The organism is Amycolatopsis sp. (assembly GCF_035546795.1).
GTDB lineage: Bacteria > Actinomycetota > Actinomycetes > Mycobacteriales > Pseudonocardiaceae > Amycolatopsis_E.
This window is the reverse complement of record NZ_DASZWC010000012.1, coordinates 120,499-136,230: the sequence shown is the minus strand read 5'-3', so window position 1 is coordinate 136,230 and position 15,732 is coordinate 120,499. Positions and strand designations below refer to the sequence as shown.

Below are 15,732 nucleotides of genomic sequence, written 5' to 3'. Positions count from 1 at the left end.
ACACCGATGAGCGACTACACGGACAGCCGGCAACTCAAGCCGGACCCCGCGCGACTGTGGGCAGGCGGTGCCGCCACCGCGATCGTGGCGGCGCTGGTCGCCATCGTCGGCATTCTGATCGCCCGCGGCCTGGCCGACGTGGCGATCCTCGCGCCGAAGGGGTCCGGGCTGTGGGGCAACGCCAACACCGCCACGTACGCGGTCTGCTCCGCGATCGTGGCGCTGCTGGCCACCGGGCTGATGCACCTGCTGGCGCTGGCCACGCCGCGGCCCACCACGTTCTTCGGCTGGATCATGGTGCTGCTGACGCTGATCGCCGTGGTGCTGCCGCTGAGCCTGTCGGTCAAATGGGACACCAAGATCGCGACCGGGCTGCTCAACCTCATCATCGGCCTGGTGATCACCCTGCTGATCACCAGCGTCGCGCAGAGCGCGCTCAAACGCGCCGCGGCGACGCGGCAACAACAACCCGCCAACGACTGGGCGCCGACCCGCCAGTGGGATCAGGGCCAGGGCCCGTACTACCCGTGACGCATTGACAGCGCACCGGCCCGCCGGTGACGCTGGGGTGATCTTGCCCCGGGTCCAAGGCGGTGACGGTGGTGCGCGTGCTGGTCGCCAATCGTGGTGAAGTCGCGGTGCGCGTGCTGCGTGCGGCGGCCGAGTCGGATCTCGAAGCGGTCGCGGTCTACGCGGAGGACGACGCCGACGCTCTGCATGTCCGGCTCGCTTCGGGCGCCGTGTCTCTCCCGCGGAGTGGCCCGGCGGCGTATCTCGATGGCGCAGCCCTGATAGCCGCGGCGAAATCGGCGGGTTGCGACGCCGTCCACCCGGGATACGGGTTCCTCTCCGAGAACGCCGAGTTCGCCCGCGCCTGTGTCGAGGCGGGCCTGGTGTGGATCGGGCCGAGACCGGAAACGCTGGAACTGCTGGGCGACAAGACAAAGGCGCGCGGGCTCGCGGCGGAACTGGGCGTGCCGGTGATCGCCGGTGGCGGGGCGGAGGAAGCCGAACGCTTTCTGGCCGAAGGTTCCGCGGTGATGATCAAGGCTGTCGCGGGCGGCGGCGGGCGCGGGATGCGCGCGGTCGCGCCGGGCGAGGATCTGGCCGAAGCGATGCGACGCTGCCGGTCGGAGGCGCTGTCGGCGTTCGGCAACGGTGAGGTGTTCGTCGAGCGGCTGCTGCAGCGGGCGCGGCACATCGAGGTCCAGGTGGTCGCGGACGCGCACGGCAGCGTCGCGGTACTGGGCGACCGCGATTGCAGTCTCCAGCGCCACAAGCAAAAGCTCATCGAGATCGCGCCCGCCCCCGACGTGCCCCAGCGAGCGGACCTCGCCGAAGCGGCGGCGAAGCTCGCGCGGCGCGCCGGCTATGTCGGCGTGGGCACCTTCGAATTCCTGGTCAGCGGCGGGGAGTGGTTCTTCCTGGAGGCCAATCCGCGGTTGCAGGTCGAGCACACGGTCACCGAGGAGGTCACCGGCGTCGACCTCGTGCAGACACAGTTCCGCATCGCCGCGGGCGAGCCGCTGCCCACACTGCCCGAGCCCCGCGGGTTCGCGGTGCAGGCGCGGGTGAACGTCGAGCAGCCCGGCACGCTCGAACGTTACGAACCGCCGGGCGGGCCGGGCCTGCGGGTGGACGGCTGCGGATATGCCGGGTACGAGACGAATCCGCGGTACGACTCGATGCTGGCCAAGGTGATCGCCCACGCGCCGGATCTGCCCGCGGCGGTGCGGAAAGCCCGGCACGCGCTCGCCGAGTTCCGCATCGAAGGGGTCGGCACCAACCGGGATCTGCTGCGGGACCTGTTATCCCGCGAGGAAATCCCGGCCTACACCTCGTTCGTCGACGAGATCCTGCCGGACCTGCCGGTCGCGACGGGCGGCGGTGAGGTCGTCACCGCCCCGATGACGGGCACGGTCGTGGAGATCACGCACGCGGTCGGTGATCCGCTGGCGGCGGGCACCGTGCTGCTCGTGCTCGAAGCGATGAAGCTGGAACACACGGTGGCCGCGCAGGTCAGCGGCACCGTGGCCGAGCTGCTCGTGAAACCGGAGGACATCGTCACGGCGGGACAGCGGCTCGCCGTCCTCACTCCCGGGGAAGTGGAAACCGGTGCCGTCGCGGGGAAAACCGAGCTGGATCTCGACAACCCGCGCCCCGATCTCGCGGCCCTGCTCGACCGCCGGGCGCTCACCGAGGACGACGCGCGACCGGAGGCCGTGGCGCGCAGGCACGCGGCCGGGCGCAGGACAGCACGCGAGAACATCGCCGATCTGTGCGAGGACTTCGTCGAGTACGGCGCGCTCGCGATAGCCGCGCAGCGCGGGCGCCGCAGCATCCACGACCTGATGGAGCGCACCCCCGCCGACGGGCTCGTCGCGGGTGTCGGCATCGTCAACGGGTCGAAGGTCATCGCGATGTCGTATGACTACCTGGTGCTCGCCGGCACGCAGGGAATGCGCGGGCACGCCAAGAAAGATCGCATGTTCGAGCTCGCCGAACGCTCCCGGCTACCGGTCGTGCTCTTCGCCGAAGGCGGTGGCGGACGGCCAGGCGACACCGACGGTGCCGGGGTCACGCTGCTGGACTGCGAAGCGTTCGCCCGCTACGCGCGACTGAGCGGCAAGGTTCCGCTCGTCGGTATCGCTTCGGGACGCTGCTTCGCCGGGAATGCCGCGCTGCTGGGCTGTTCCGACGTGGTGATCGCGACACCCGAGGCGTCCATCGGGATGGGCGGCCCGGCGATGATCGAAGGCGGCGGGCTCGGCGTGTTCCACCCCGACGAGGTGGGCCCGGCCGGCGTCCAGCGCGCCAACGGCGTGATCGACCTGATGGCGGCCGACGACGCGGACGCGGTCCGGCTGGCGCGCAGCTACCTGTCGTACTTCCAGGGGCCGGAGTCCACTTGGGACACTCCGGATCAGCGGCTGTTGCGGCACAGCATCCCGGAGAACCGCCTGCGCGTGTACGACGTGCGCGCGGTCGTCGACGGTCTGGCCGATGTGGACAGTGTGCTGGAACTGCGCCGCGACTTCGGCCTCGGCGCGATCACCGCGCTGATCCGGGTCGAAGGGCGCCCGCTCGGCCTGATCGCGAACAACCCCGCGCACCTCGGCGGCGCGATCGACTCACCGGCGGCGGACAAGATCGCGCGTTTCCTGCAGCTGTGCGACGCCTACGGCCTGCCGGTGCTCTCCTTGTGCGACACCCCGGGTTTCATGGTCGGCCCGGAGGCCGAGCGCACCGCGACCGTGCGCCACGTCAGCCGGATGTTCGTCACCGCCGGCAGCCTGTCCGTGCCGTTCGGCACCATCGTGCTGCGCAAGGGTTACGGCCTCGGCGCGCAGGCGATGGCCGCGGGCGGGTTCCACGAGCCGCGCTTCGTCGTCGCCTGGCCGACCGGCGAGTTCGGCCCGATGGGCTTGGAGGGCGCGGTCCGGCTCGGCTACCGCAAGGAACTCGAAGCGATCGAGGACCCGTTGGCACGCAAGGAGAAATTCGACGAAATGGTGGCCGCGGAGTACGAACGCGGCAAGGCGGCGAACGTGGCTTCGGCGTTCGAGATCGACGACGTCATCGACCCGGCCGACTCCCGCCGCTGGATCACCACCCTGCTCGACGGCGGCCCCGTGCCCGGCCGCCCCTGCGTCGACACCTGGTGACTACGGGCCGACGATCCCGCGCTCCCGCAGCCCGGCCTCGTCCCCGCGGCGACCCAGCTCGGCGAGCACCGCGCTGGTGTGCTCGCCGTGCGCCGGCACCGCACCCATCCGCGCCTCCACGTCGGCGAACGTCACCGGCGGCAGCAACGCGTCGATGCTGCCCACCGGGGTGTCCACCGGCCGCCATCTGTCGCGTTCGGACAGTTGCGGATGCTCGATCAGCTGCCGCACCGAGTTGACCCGCGCCGACGCTATCCCGGCCGCGTCCAGCTTGCGAACCAGGTCCTCGGCGTCCCACTGCCGGGTGCTCGCCGCGACGGCCTCGTCCACCAGCGCCCGATTGCGCACCCGGGCGACATTCGTCGCATATTCGGGATCTTCGGCCAGCTCCGGCCGGTCGATCACCTTCGTGACCAGCTGAACCCAGCCGCGGTCGTTCTGGATCCCGATCAGCACCTCGTCGCCGTCCGCCGTCGGATACGCGTCGTAGGGCGCGATGATCGGATGGCTGAGCCCGGTGCGCGGCGGCTGCTGACCGGTGTGCGCGGCGAGGTAGAGCGGATGCCCCATCCACTCCGCGACCGCGTCCAACATGGACACTTCCAGATGCGCGCCCGTGCCGGTCCGCATCCGGCGGAACAACGCCGCGAGAATCCCGGAGTAGGCGTACATCCCGGCCGCGATGTCCGCCGTCGGCACGCCCGTCTTCGCTGGTGCCTCGGGGCTGCCGGTGATCGACACCAGCCCGGCTTCGCTCTGCACCAGCAGGTCGTACGCCTTCCGGTCCCGGTACGGGCCCGAGGAGCCGTAACCCGACATGTCGACCACGACCAGCTCCTCGTGACCGGCGCGGAGGGTCTCCGCATCCAGTCCGAGGCGAGCCGCCGCACCGGGCGCGAGGTTCTGTACGAACACGTCGGCGCGCGCGATGAGTTCCTTCAGCAGCGCCGAACCCTCGTCGCTCTTCACGTCGAGCGCCACGGATTCCTTGCCACGGTTGAGCCACACGAAATGCGAGGCCATGCCGCGCACCGAAGTGTCGTAGGCGCGGGCGAAATCCCCGCCGTCCACCCGCTCGATCTTGATGATCCGGGCGCCGAGGTCGCCCAGCTGGCGCGTGGCCAGCGGCGCCGCGACGGCCTGTTCGAGCGCGACGACGGTGATTCCGTCCAGCGGCAGCTCCGTCACATCGACCTCCTCACCGTCGAACAAGCCAATCCACCCGGGGTTCAGCCCTGCTGGGCAAGCAACCGCCGCGCGCGTTCCACCACCGGGCGGTCCACCATCTGGCCGTCCACCGCCACCGCCGAGTCCCCGGCAGCGAGCACCTTCCGCGCCCACTCCAGCTCCTCCTCCGACGGGGAGAAACCCTTACGCACCAGCGAAACCTGCTTCGGGTGGATGCACAGCTTGCCCCCGAACCCGAGCCGCAGGGCATGCCGGATGTCGTCCTCGAGCACGGCCTCGTCGGCGAGGTTCGTGGTCACCCCGTCCAGTGGTGGCGCGATCCCCGCCGCCGCGCTGGCGATCACCAGCCGGGACCGCGCGTACCCGAGCGCGAGCTGATCGTCGTGCCGAACGCCGAGATCCGTCGCCAGGTCCACGCTGCCGAACGCCACCCGCACGACGTTGTGCGCCGAGCAGACCGCCGTCGCGGCTTCGACGCCACGCGCGGTCTCGATGATCGGCACCAGCGGCACGTCGATCCCGCCGAGCACTCCCGGGTCCTCGGCCTTGGGCACCACGACCGGGCAGCCGTGCTTCACGACGAGGTCAAGATCAGCCTGGAACCACGGGGTGCCCGCCCCGTTGATCCGCACGATCCCCTTGTTCCCCGCCGAAAACCACTCGTCGACCGCGGCGCGCGCCGCGTCCTTGTCCGCCTCACCTACCGCGTCCTCCAGGTCGAGGATCACCCCGTCCGCGCCCGAGGCGGCAGCCTTCGCGAACCGCTCGGCACGGTCGCCGGGCACGAACAACAGCGCACGAGCCGCGGCGATCACGCGAACCGCACTTCCGCCGTGGCGTGCCGTTCGTCCCGGCCGGACGCAACGCGCAACGTCGCGCCCTCGCCCGCCGGGTCGCCCAGCGCGCGCAGGTGCTCGCCGACGAACAGCGGCTTGCGCAGCCGGTACGACAGCGACCGGACCTCCTTGTCCCGCACCAGTTCCAGCATCAACAGGATCAGCAACGGGCCGTGCACGACGAGCCCGGGATAGCCCTCGACCCCGGTGACGTAGGGCTCGTCGTAGTGGATGCGGTGCGCGTTCGCGGTCAGCGCGCTGAACCGGAAGAGCAGCCGCGAGTCGGGGCGCTTGTCCAGCTGCCACTCGGCGTCCGACGCAGGCGCGTCGGCGCTGTCCAGCTGCAGCAGCCCGCCGCGGCGCTCGTCCTCGCCGGAGCGGTAGACGATGTCCTGCTCCTCGACCACGCGCACCTCGCCGTCCTGGCTGAACTCGCTGCGCACGGTCACGAACATCATCTCGCCGGTGCGGCCCTGTTTGACCGCGACCTCACCCAGAGTGCTCACCTTCTCGGCCCGTTTGCCCAGCTCGAGCGACCGGCGGACCTCAAGACGGCCACCGGCGAACATCCGGCGGCGATCCGGGATCGGCGGGAGGAAATGCCCGTCGCGCGGGTGCCCGTCGGCGCCGAGTTCGCTTTGCCCCGGCCAGTCGAGGAAGTAGAGCCAATGCCACAGCGGCGGCAGCGCCCCGGCCGGCGAGGCCTGGTCGAACACCGCCGACAGCGCGCCTGCCGGCCCCGGCGGCAGCTCGTCGGCCGCGTGCACCGGCCCTGGACGCCAGTCCGTCACATATCCGCCCAGGTCCATGCCACTCCCTTGTCGTTCGGCCGTACAAATGCTTCGCCTAGTTTCAAACGGAGATCGCTTCCCCGTCAACCACAACGATTGACCGGTTGCGGATTTGGCCGTACAAATGTCCGATGGACAGCGCCTACGTGCGGCTGGCACGGGAGCTGCGGGAGGGGATCCTGCGCCAGGATTTCCCCGAAGGGGTGCGGCTGCCGACGGAAAGCGAGCTGGCGAGCACGCACCGGGTGAGCCGCCAGACCGTGCGCCGCGCGTTCCAGGACCTGGTCGCCGAGGGCCTGGTCCACCGCGTGCCGGGGCGTGGCACGTTCGCGTCCCGGCCGGACGGGCGCTACCTGCGGCAGTTCGGTTCGATCGAGGACCTGATGGCGCTGTCCGTCGACACCGACATGCGCCTGGTCTCGCCCCTGCGGCCGCGCATCGACGTGGATGCCGCCGGGCGGTTGCGGCTGGAGTCGGACAGGGTGTTCGAGCTGTCGTTCCTGCGCCTGCACGCGACCGTGCCGTTCTGCCTGACCACCGTGTTCCTGCCGCCGGAGGTAGGCAGGCTGCTGGAGTCAGCGCCGGAGCTGACCGAACCGGAGGCATCGAGCCGCGCGACGATCATCGGGTTACTCGAAGGCCGCTTGCCCGACCCGATCGCCGAGGCCGAGCAAAGCGTCACCGTCGCACTCGCCGGCAGCGCGGTCGCTGAGCAGCTGGGCTGCGAGGTGGAGCGGCCGCTGCTGCGGATCGACCGGTTGTACCTGGCCTCCAGCGGCAAGCCGGTGGAACTGGCGGTCAGCCATTTCCTGCCCGAGCACTATTCGTACCGGGTACGCCTGCGCCGCCACCCGTCCTGAACCCAAGCGCGGCGTCGGCCACGAGCAGGTGCCTCGCGGCCGGCATGCCCGCACACGACCGGGCGGCCCGCAGCCAGCCTGCCGCAGTCAGGCGACCGCGCTCCGTTCAGGCGTCCCGCAGTGAGCCTCCGCGCACCCCACCCGGCAGCGCGCAGTCGGCCGCCCCACACCCCACCCGACGGCGCGCCGTCGCCCCCCGCACACCATCCGGCGGCCCGAAGTCGGCCGATCCCCGCACACCACCCGGCAGCCCACAGCCAGCCGCCCCACACACCACCCGGCAGCCCACAGCCAGCCTCCCACACACCACCCGGCGGCCCACAGCCAGTCTCCCCACCATCCGGCGGCCCGCAGTCAGCCGATCCCCGCTCTACTCAGGCGTCCCGCTCCACTCAGGCGTCCCGCCACACCGGACAGCCCGCCGCAGCAAGACCGGTCCGCCCCGGTCAGGCCGTGAACAGCTGGATCGTGGTGAGCACCCCCGCACCCGCCACCACCGCCGCGGCGAGCATCAGCCGCCGCCGGGACGCGCCCGTGCTGGGCACCGCCCGCGCGGCGAAGCCGGACAGCGCCACGAGGGCCGCCGCCAGTGCCCCGGCCGCGATCTCCAAGTGCGCGTGGCCGACAATCCCGTGCCGGACAAGCAGGACGGCCAGCACCGCGGCGGAGAGCGAGGTGCGTTGCCAGGCCAGCGCGGTGCGCTCCGGCTGCAGCCCGCGATCACGCCTCACCGTGGTTGTGCCAGCACGAGAACCAGTACCACCGCACCCGCGATCGCGGCCGCCCAGCCGATCACGAACGGCAGCCAGGTCATCGGCAGCGGGCGTCCGTGGCGCATCGCGCGCTGGACCTGGGCCCAGCGCCGGTAGGCGAACGCGGACAGCAGGGTGCCTGTCACAGCGAGCAGCACCGCCAGGACGGTGTGCAGTGCGGTGATCGAGAACTCGGGGACGAACTGGGCCAGCGCGACCGCGCCGGCCAGCAGCGCCAGGCCCGTGCGCAGCCAGGCGAGGAACGTGCGCTCGTTGGCCAGGGTGAACCGGTAGTCGGGTTCCTCGCCTTCCTCGTACCAGTGCGGGCGGCGGCCCGGTTCATCGTGCATGGTTCAGCACGGTAGCCGCCGCCCGGAGGACCGGTTTCACCCGACCCTTCATAGCCGCTTTATGAAATGTGCCCCCGGATTTGTCACCGCGCTATTCTTGTCGACTTTTCGGGACAGCGGTAGCTTTTCGACGACCCTGCCGGTAATTCCACCGCCAGCGGTCGGTCTTTTTCATTGTCATTTTCCGTGAAGAGAAATCCGTCATGCCTGTTTCTCGTCTCGCGCGCCGTCTCGTCGCGGGCGGTTGCGCCACCGCCGCGGCGATGAGCACGATCGTGCTCGGCACCGCGACCTCGTCGGCCGCCACCTGTTCCGACGTGGATGTCGTGTTCGCCCGCGGTTCGGGTGAGCTGCCCGGTCTCGGCATCACGGGCGGCCCGTTCGCCGATGCCGTGAAAGCGGATCTTCCCGGGAAGACAGTGAGCTCGTATGCGGTGGACTACGCCGCGGATCTCGCGCAGACAAGTGCCGGCCCCGGCGCCACCGACATGACCCGGCACGTCACTTCGGTCGCCGCATCATGCCCCGGCACGAAATTCGTACTGGGCGGTTATTCGCAGGGCGCGAGCGTCACCGATATCTCGATCGGCATCCCTACCGTGCTCGGCAGCGGTGAGACCATTCCGGCCGCATTGGCGTCCAAGATCGCGGCAATTGCCGTTTTCGGCAATCCGCTGCGACTGTTCGGCCAGAACATTCCCGCGAACAGCCCGACTTACGGGAGCCGGGCCATCGACCTGTGCAATGTCGGCGACCCGGTGTGCGCGAACGGTGTGAACGTGCTCGCCCACCTGACGTACGGTTTCGACGGCAGCGCCACGAAGGCAGCCCAGTTCGCCGCCGACAAGGTGAAGGCTGCGTCGTAGGTATCCCTGGAGCGTAGGTATCCCTGGCCGGACGGCAGACGCCCGTCCCAACCACAACAGAGGCATCGGCGCCACCCGCCCGGGGCGCCGATGTCTTTTGCCCGCGGTCGTGGCCCCCCCATGCCCGATGGGCGTGCCTGGTCGTGCCCTGCGATCTTGGTCGGCGGTCGTGAGGGCATGGTGTCCCCAGAAACCAGGTCATGCGGCCCCTGTTGGGGCGCCGGCCACCTCGATCACACGGAGTCCCCCGAGTATTGGTCCGCCAGATCGGGCAGGCCCCGCGCCCGCAGCACGTTCACCAGCGGCGGGACGCTGTCCCGCCCGACCTGCCCGGCGTAGAGCGCGGACAGCCCACGCAAAGCCAATTCCAGGTCGAGACGGAAGCCTGGATCGTCCAGGCTGTCGCCGTAGAGCCGGTGCAGCTCCTTCATCCGGTAACGCACGGTCTGCGGATGGAGCCGCAGGATTTCGGCGACCTCGGCGAGGTTCCCGCGCGCCCGGAGCCAGGCCAGCAGCGTCTCCCACGAACGCGCACGCTTCTTCGGCTCCATCTGCTTCAGCGGAGCCAGCGTCCGGTCCCCCAGCTGCCGGATCAACCCCCGGTTGCGCATCAACAGCAGGGCCCGAAGATGTTCGTCGCACCACACGACCTCGTCCGCGGCGATGAACCCGGCGTGCACCAGTTGCCCGACCTCCAAGGCTTGTTCGAGCGATCGGGACGCCTCGGTCGGCGGCACCACCGGGCCGACGACCACGCGCTGTCCCGCGAAGCACCGCACCCAGTCGCGACCGTCGGGATCCGGGACGAGCACTCTCGGCACTTCATGGGCCAGATCGGCCAGCGACCGAACGGGCAGCTCGGATGTCGGCCGGCTGAGCACGACCATGCACAGTTTCTCGGGCATCGGCCAGCCGACCTGGCGCGCCGTGCGCTGAGCGGCACGTCGCTCGCTCTGCCGCTCGGACAACAGCTGGCCGAGGAGTCGGTGGTGTGCGGCCGCGGTGGCGTCGATGGCGTCACGCGCGGCGAGTGCGATGTCGCCGAGCCGCCACACCGCATCCAATTGCAGCTGCCCGTCGCGTACGAGCGCCTCCAGCCGCCGCCACAACGCCCGCAGCACGGCCCTGGCGGCATCCGCATGCAGCGCATGGAACCCGCGTCGTTCCTCGGTCCATTCGAAGCTGGTGGTGACGGCGGCCAGGTAGTCGGCGAGTAGCCGCTCGGCCACCGGCCCCGGCACCGACCTGCCCACCGTGGCGAGCACGTCGTCGCGGATCAAGGCCGCCATGGCACCGGAGATCACGACGGGCTCAATACTCCACCCCGAGCAGCTTGAGCGCCCGCAAGGCGGCCTCGATCTCGAATCGGGCGTTCGGATCACGCAGATCCTCGCCGAAGATCTCCTCGACCTGCCGCATCCGGTAGCGCACCGTTCGCGGATGCACGGCCAGCTTCGACGCCGTGTCCTGCACATTCCCCTGCGACTGGAGCCAGGCGAACAACGTGCCCGCCAGCCGGGCACGCTGTTTGGCCGGCAACACGTTCAGCGGCGACAGCCGTCGCTTCGTGACCTGCTTCAGCAAGCCGGGATCACCAAGCAGCCACAGCGTCGACCAATGGTCCCCGCACACCGTGACCGGCATGTCCGGCAGCACGCCGTCACCCACCAGCCGCAGCGCCTGACGGGCCCATCGCAACGACGCCGTTGCATCGGTGATCGCGACCGTCGGGCCGACCGCGACATGCGCCCCGTGGAACGCGGCCGACAGCCGTTGCAACCGCTCGGTGGTCACCGGGCCCGGTAACAGCAGGCAGGGTTCCGGTTCCCGGAGATCCGCCAGGATGTCCGGGCCCAGCATGGGGTCGGCACGGACATGACCACTCGGTTCGGCGTCCACGGCCACGAGCGCGCACTGTTCCGGAACCGTCCAGCGGACCGTCCTGGCCAGTTCGGTGATCGCCGCCCGGGACACCGCGGGGCGTTTGAGGATCAGCTGCAGCAGCCGCCGCCGCATCCCGCGCCCGGCGTCCTTGGCCCGGGTCTGCGCTTCGCGATATCCCTTGACGGACAAGGCCGCCAGTTCGTCGAGAAACACGAAAAGCCGGTCGGCCAGCCACGAGACATCGACAGCGGGCAGCGAACGCTGGCGTTCCACCCTGGCCACCCGGCGCCAGGCCACCCGCCCACCAATCCGCAACGCCGCGTGCAGTTGGTCGAGCGTGCGGCCCGCGTGCCCTTCCGCGCGGCCGATACTGCGAAAGGTGCGCTCGGCGTCGGTTCTGGCCAGGTGCGGATATTCGAGCAGATCCACGAACAGCTTTACCGCGTACTCCACCCGGTTCCGCAGCACTGTGGTGTCGGCTTCGTCGAGCGGACGGCCGTATTCGGGCACACAGCGGCGGATCTCGCGCACGATCTCGTCGACGAGGCTGGGCAACTCCGGCCGCAGCAGCATCGCCAACCGCCGTCTTCGCTCCTCCATCACGGCCAGGCGCCCACCCTCCACCACCGCGTTTCCTGCGTGCATCACCGTCTCCTGAACTCAGCGGACCAGGCGTCGCATCTTGTGGCCCGTCGGCGACCCGCTGCATCGGTGAAATCACCAGTCCCTTCCCTTACCGTTACCAAAGAGCAACACTGTCGGTATGTCCGTTGAGAACGGGTTTTCCGCTGTCCCCACCGGCTTTCCGCCGAGCCTGCACGGCCGCGACCACGAGCTCGCCACCGTTGCCGACCTGCTGCGATCCGCACGTGAAGGCCGCGGTGGCGCCGTCGAGATCCACGGAACAACCGGCGTTGGCAAGACCGCGCTGTTGACCGCCGCCCAATCCGCTGCCGAAGGTTTCGCGGTACTGCACATCCGTGGTGTGGCAAGCGAGAAAGCGCTTTCGCTCGCTGGGCTGAATCAGCTGCTCAGGCCGCTCGCGGACCGGATTTCCTCGCTCTCCCAACGACACGCCGCCACCCTGGCACCGGTGGTCGGCTGTGACCTTGACGACAGCGAACCGGATCCCGCACCACTGGACGAGTTCTCACTCTGTTCGGCACTCACCTCCTTGCTAACCGATCTGGGCCAGGAGAGCCCGGTACTGTGTTGCGCCGACGACCTGCACCTGCTCGACGAGAAATCCCGGCACGCCTTGCTTTTCGCCGCACGCCGGCTCGGCACCGACCCGGTCGTGTTCCTGTTGGCCAGCAGTTCACCCGGGCCGGCGGAATTCCCGCGTCTGACGTTGGAGCCACTCGACGACAATGCGAGCCGACAGTTGCTCGACGAGCGCGTCCCCGATGGCCTGCCAACGGATCTGGTCGAGGAACTCGTTTCCCTGGCTTCGGGCAATCCGCGCGCGCTGACCGAACTCGCGGAGGCATTGACCACCGGCCAGCTAGCGGGCACGAGCGCACCGCCGGTCGCACTTCCCGCGGACAGTCCGCTCCGCGCCGAGTTCCGCCGCAAGTTCGAGCATTTGTCCCCGGACGCACGCAGCCTGGTCCGGTTGACCGCGGCAGACGAGTGGCTCGACGTCGATACGGTGGTCCGGCTCTCCGCCGAAACCGGAATCGACCTGGCAGCCATCGAAGAAGCCACTTCGTCGGGCCTCCTGCTGGACCAGGGCGGCCTCGTGGAGACTCCCAGCCGGCTGGTTCGCTCCTCGCTGTACGCCGACATGCCGTTGCCCGAACGTCAGTGGACGCACGAACTGCTGGCACGGGTCCTCGACAGCGAAGAACGCCATCTCCGCGCGCTCGCGCACCGGGCAGCCATCTCCCCCACCCCCAACGGGCAGTTGGCCGACGAACTCGAGGAATCCGCCGCGACAGCCCGAAGATCGAGGGACTACGAAGCATCTGCCCGTGCCTGTCAGCAGGCCGCCGATCTCACACCGGATCCGACCGTCAAGGCACTGCGTCTCCTTTCCGCCGCCCGAGACTGCTGGCTCGCCGGGCGGACCCAGCGCAGCCGCGCGCTGCTGCACCGTCTCCGTCCACTCACCTGCGACGCCAGCGTCCGCGGACTCGCCGATCTTCTCCAGGGCGAGATCGAACTCCGTGACGGGACTCCGCCCATCGGCCGTCGTCTCCTCCTCGACGCCGCGGACGGCCTCACCGAGTCCCACCTGCCACTGGCCGCCACCGCCCTGATGTATGCCGGTGAAGCCAGCTGCCTTGCCGGTGATGTCGCCGGCTTCTTCGCGACCGCGGAACGCGCGAGCGCGTTGTCACGTCCTGAAGAACCTCCTTTGCTGCAACTCATGTTCGATCATTTCGATGGACTGGCGGCCACGCTCGGCGGACGCCACGACGAAGCTCGCGACCCTCTGCAGCGAGTCACGAAGTCCGCCGAACTTCTCCCCGGATGCGCACCCAAAACCTGGGCCTGTCTGGCGGCCCTGGTGATCGGGGACGACAAGCGGGCCCAGGAACTGGCCGCCCAGGCCGTGGATGCCGCCCTCGGCGACGGCAACTCCGTCCTGGCTCCCTGGGCACTGGAGTTCCTTGCTCATTCGGCCCTGCGGCTGGATCACTACAGCGCGGCGGTGGCGTCCTCGGTCGACGGACTCCGCTTGTCACAGGTGGCCGGGCAGCACAACTGCGCGATCAATCACCTCACCATGCTCGCTCTGGTCGCCGCCTTGCTGGGCGACCGGGAAAAGGCGCTGCTGCGCCTGGAAAACGCGGCCGGCGAGGCCGCCAAACGGGGGCTGGCCCGGCCTTCCGCGACAAGCGCCTGGACACTGGCCTGCCTCGACCTCGCCGACGACCGGCCCGCCGACGCGCTGACACGGCTACGCCCGGTGCTGACCGGTGCTGACAACTCCAATCCCTTCATCCGGGTAATGGCCACTCCTCAGTTCATCGAGGCGGCAGTGCGCTGCGACGAACACGCTGCCGCGACCGCCGTACTGGAGACCTTCGACAGCTGGGCGTGCGCGACGATGAATCCGGCGCACCTCGCGCTTTCCCAACGCTGCCAAGCCCTTGTGGCCGACGACGACGAAGCCGACGAGCGTTTCCGGGAGGCACTGCGCCTGCACCGCGCCAGTGATCGCCCGTTCGAACTCGCCAAGACGGAGCTGTTCTACGGGGAACGTCTCCGCCGCAACCGCAAACCTCGCGCCGCCCGCAACCACCTGCGCAACGCGTGGAAGACGTTCCAACGCTACGAAGCCGGTTACTGGGCAGACCGTGCCCGGGCCGAGCTACGCGCGGCGGGCGAGGCCGTGGACCGCGCAGAGCCGGCATCGGTGGAGCTGACACCACAACAGACCCAGATCTCACGTCTCGTGGCCGAAGGTGCCACAAACCGTGAAATCGCCGCCCAACTCTTCCTGAGCCCCCGGACGGTCGAACATCACCTCCGGAACATCTTCGCCAAACTGGGGATCCGCTCCCGCGTCGAACTCACCGCGTTCTTCCACTGAAACCCGGCACGGCATCAGCTACACGAACGGGTGATCGAAACGTGAAGAATCATCCATGAGCCGCGGGATCCTCCGTTGCGAAACTCAAGGGCCGCTACCGACAGCCGCCGGCTTCGCCCGATGTCGCACGTCGACCTCAACCGTCGGCAGATCGCACAACTTTCCTTGTACCACAACATCTTCCTGGCGAATTCTGTCACACGAAGACGGGATGGACGCAACGAAACGCACGTGATCACTCCCCCTGGTTCCACCGCCTCGAAGCGGGCGGTGATCTCGACGGTAGCGCGTCTCGGCCGAAAAGAAAATCTGTCTTTTGGCAGATGCCGGGCGGCCCCGAAGACCGCTAACGTGGTGGTCTCAGCAACGAGGGGGCATCACCATGAATTCGACCATCGACGGCAGGCTGCCGTTCTTGGGACACCGGGGACAGACGGAAGGAGACGGCGATGGCGCTGTCCACCCAGACGATGACCGGCGAGCAACGCGAGTCGGTGGCACTGGAGTACCTCAAAGCCTTCGACAACGGTGGGGTCACCAGCTCCGGCGACGGAATCCTGGATCTGTTCGCCGAAGACGCACAGGTCTACTTCCCGAAATGGGGGCTGGCCAACGGCAAGGCCGAGATCGGCAAGCTCTTCGGCGACGTCGGCGGCACGATCCGGTCGATCCGCCACGACTACGCGAGCTTCAACTGGATCTTCTCCGGCGGCGACATGTTCGTCGCGGAAGGCACCAGCCACGGCGAGCACCAGGACGGCTCCTGGCGGGCCGGTGTTCCGGACCGGGCCGCGGGGCGCTGGTGCGACGTGTTCGAGGTGCGCGACTGGAAAGTCCAGCGCGTGTTCATCTACCTCGACCCGGACCACGCGGGCAAGGACACGGCGCGCTGTCCCTGGCTCGCCGGCTGATTCGAGCGATCTTCCGCGGCACTCGAACCGCACGCAACCCGTTGGGGTGCAAGGCACCTCGTTCCCGAATGCGAGTCATCGGCCGCGG

At 69.4% G+C, this 15,732-nt stretch carries 13 protein-coding genes; 6 read left to right on the top strand and 7 right to left on the bottom strand.

Annotation, left to right across the window (positions count from 1 at the left end):
• Nucleotides 1-6 precede the first annotated feature (6 nt).
• A complete protein-coding gene (locus tag VHD82_RS09400; protein ID WP_325699674.1) occupies nucleotides 7-531 on the top strand; it encodes a DUF6069 family protein in 525 nt (174 codons plus the stop codon).
• A gap of 62 nt (nucleotides 532-593) precedes the next feature.
• Nucleotides 594-3,665, top strand: a complete 3,072-nt coding sequence (locus VHD82_RS09395) for an acetyl-CoA carboxylase family protein (RefSeq protein ID WP_414637479.1) — start codon at nucleotides 594-596, stop codon at nucleotides 3,663-3,665.
• On the opposite strand, the gene VHD82_RS09390 is transcribed toward VHD82_RS09395, so the two are convergent.
• The 3 genes from VHD82_RS09390 to VHD82_RS09380 are packed head-to-tail and all read right to left on the bottom strand — an operon-like array spanning nucleotide 3,666 to nucleotide 6,498.
• On the bottom strand, nucleotides 3,666-4,853 hold the full coding sequence (locus tag VHD82_RS09390) for a CaiB/BaiF CoA-transferase family protein (protein ID WP_325699668.1): 1,188 nt from the start codon (nucleotides 4,851-4,853) through the stop codon (nucleotides 3,666-3,668).
• Nucleotides 4,854-4,894: 41 nt separating this feature from the next.
• Nucleotides 4,895-5,668, bottom strand: coding sequence for a CoA ester lyase (locus VHD82_RS09385; protein ID WP_325699665.1), 774 nt, complete (start codon nucleotides 5,666-5,668; stop codon nucleotides 4,895-4,897).
• Entirely contained in the window at nucleotides 5,665-6,498 is an 834-nt protein-coding gene (locus VHD82_RS09380; protein ID WP_325699662.1) for a hypothetical protein, read from the bottom strand. The genes VHD82_RS09385 and VHD82_RS09380 overlap by 4 nt, the downstream gene beginning before the upstream one ends.
• Nucleotides 6,499-6,611: 113 nt before the next feature.
• On the opposite strand from VHD82_RS09380, the gene VHD82_RS09375 reads away from it, so the two are divergent.
• Nucleotides 6,612-7,340, top strand: coding sequence for a GntR family transcriptional regulator (locus tag VHD82_RS09375; RefSeq protein ID WP_325699659.1), 729 nt, complete (start codon nucleotides 6,612-6,614; stop codon nucleotides 7,338-7,340).
• Nucleotides 7,341-7,786: 446 nt separating this feature from the next.
• Here VHD82_RS09375 and VHD82_RS09370 read toward each other — a convergent pair whose 3' ends face one another.
• Nucleotides 7,787-8,071: a DUF202 domain-containing protein gene (locus VHD82_RS09370; protein WP_325699656.1), complete on the bottom strand. Its 285-nt coding sequence runs from the start codon at nucleotides 8,069-8,071 to the stop codon at nucleotides 7,787-7,789.
• Nucleotides 8,068-8,442 (bottom strand): YidH family protein, encoded by a 375-nt coding sequence (locus VHD82_RS09365; protein ID WP_325699653.1) that lies wholly within the window; start codon nucleotides 8,440-8,442, stop codon nucleotides 8,068-8,070. The genes VHD82_RS09370 and VHD82_RS09365 overlap by 4 nt, the downstream gene beginning before the upstream one ends.
• A gap of 203 nt (nucleotides 8,443-8,645) precedes the next feature.
• Here VHD82_RS09365 and VHD82_RS09360 point away from each other — a divergent pair, with 203 nt between their 5' ends.
• Complete coding sequence (locus VHD82_RS09360; RefSeq protein ID WP_325699650.1) at nucleotides 8,646-9,308, top strand: cutinase family protein; 663 nt, start codon at nucleotides 8,646-8,648, stop codon at nucleotides 9,306-9,308.
• Between the two features lie 233 nt (nucleotides 9,309-9,541).
• Here VHD82_RS09360 and VHD82_RS09355 read toward each other — a convergent pair whose 3' ends face one another.
• A complete protein-coding gene (locus VHD82_RS09355) occupies nucleotides 9,542-10,612 on the bottom strand; it encodes a helix-turn-helix domain-containing protein (protein ID WP_325699643.1) in 1,071 nt (356 codons plus the stop codon).
• A gap of 7 nt (nucleotides 10,613-10,619) precedes the next feature.
• Entirely contained in the window at nucleotides 10,620-11,837 is a 1,218-nt protein-coding gene (locus VHD82_RS09350) for a helix-turn-helix domain-containing protein (protein ID WP_325699639.1), read from the bottom strand.
• A gap of 118 nt (nucleotides 11,838-11,955) precedes the next feature.
• Between VHD82_RS09350 and VHD82_RS09345 the strand changes: the two genes are divergently transcribed.
• Both VHD82_RS09345 and VHD82_RS09340 read left to right on the top strand, forming a co-directional pair.
• A complete protein-coding gene (locus tag VHD82_RS09345; RefSeq protein WP_325699636.1) occupies nucleotides 11,956-14,733 on the top strand; it encodes an AAA family ATPase in 2,778 nt (925 codons plus the stop codon).
• A gap of 449 nt (nucleotides 14,734-15,182) precedes the next feature.
• Entirely contained in the window at nucleotides 15,183-15,644 is a 462-nt protein-coding gene (locus VHD82_RS09340; protein WP_325699633.1) for a nuclear transport factor 2 family protein, read from the top strand.
• The last annotated feature ends 88 nt before the right edge of the window (nucleotides 15,645-15,732 follow it).